General features: G+C 75.7%; 2 protein-coding genes. Both read left to right on the top strand.

Features of this window, described 5'->3' with window-relative positions:
- The first annotated feature begins 265 nt into the window (after positions 1–265).
- Positions 266–1,063 (top strand): peptidoglycan-binding protein, encoded by a 798-nt coding sequence (locus tag AC51EU_RS30590; RefSeq protein WP_496270343.1) that lies wholly within the window; start codon positions 266–268, stop codon positions 1,061–1,063.
- Positions 1,060–1,295: helix-turn-helix domain-containing protein (locus AC51EU_RS30585; RefSeq protein ID WP_496270342.1), on the top strand; the 236-nt coding region annotated here is incomplete at its 3' end. The genes AC51EU_RS30590 and AC51EU_RS30585, both read left to right, overlap by 4 nt.

Here is a 1,295-nt window from a genome sequence, read left to right as displayed (position 1 = left end):
CCGATCTCGCCGGACCGGGCCCCGGGGGACGGCACCCCCGCTGAGCTGCCACGACGCCCCGTCACCTGACGCGCCACCGGGACGGCGGGCGGCCGCGCGCCCCGCCGTCGCTCCCGCCGGGCCGGGTCCTCGTCCGCCGCGCGCACACCATCCGCCCCTCGTGTGCCGCGCTCCCGGGAGCCCACAACGATCACGGAAACCTTGGTATGTGTAGGGGCAAGGAGGCTGCCGCCTCAGAGGGACACCGAACGCGTATGGAGCGGACATGACGCGTTGGAAGGAACTGCCCTCCCCGCTCGACCGGCGGGTACGGCAACTCGTCGTCCGGATGCGGTCGTTGAAGGACCGCAGCGGACTGAGCCTGACCTCACTGGCCGCCAAGACCCCCTACAGCCGCTCCTCCTGGGAGCGCTACCTCAACGCCGGCACACTCCCGCCGCGCGACGCCGTCGAGGCCCTGGCGAAGGTCTGCGGCGCCGACCCGGTACGCCTGCTGGCCCTGCACGAGGTCGCCGCCGAGGCATGGCAGGAGGAACGCCGGCGGGAGACGGCGGGCGCCCCACCGCCCGCCACCCCGGCCCGCGCCCCCGCGCCCGCACCCGTTCCGTCCCCCGTACCGTCCGCGCTGTCCGGGCCGGGCGCCAACCGCCGGCTGGCGCTCACCGCCGCCTCCGCCGCCGTCGTCCTCCTCCTCGCCCTCCTCGCCGGACTGCTGATCGGCCACCCCTGGACGGCCGGGGACGCCGACGGCGTGGACGACGGGACACATGGCGCCTTCGTCGTCCACCGGGGCCACAGCCGTCCCTGCACCGTCACCCGCGAGCGGGGCGTCCTCCACGCCGGGCACAGCCGCACCCGCACCCGCCTCCTCGACACCAACAGCACCGGCTGGGAGGTCGTCGAGGCCCAGTGCCTGCTCCGCCACCACGGCTACGACCCCGGCGTCATCGACGGCGTCTACGGGGAGCGGACCAAGGCCGCCGCACGCCGCTTCCAGAAGGACGGCGGACTGGGCGCCGACGGGATCGTCGGCCCGGACACCTGGGGAGCACTGCGCAAGTGAGCCGAACGGGGGAGGAGGACACCCGGCTTCCCGTGGAGTGCCGGAGGTTCGTCGCCGAGCTGCGGGCCGTACGGGCGGGGACCGGGCTGAGCCTGGCCGCGCTCGCCGAGCGCACCGCCTACAGCAAGTCGTCCTGGGAGCGCTGCCTCAACGGCAGGCAGCTGCCGCCCCGGCGGGCCGTCGAGGCGCTGTCCCGTGTGGCGCACCAGCCCCCGGGGCGGCTCCTCGCCCT

The organism is Candidatus Streptomyces philanthi (assembly GCF_059553635.1).
Note: the sequence above shows the minus strand (reverse complement) of the source record. Positions and strands in the feature narration are given on the sequence as shown.

Bases quoted from the DNA above. Each gene is read 5' to 3' on its own strand.
- AC51EU_RS30590 (WP_496270343.1), top strand. From the start codon at position 266: ATGACGCGTTGGAAGGAACTGCCCTCCCCGCTCGACCGGCGGGTACGG.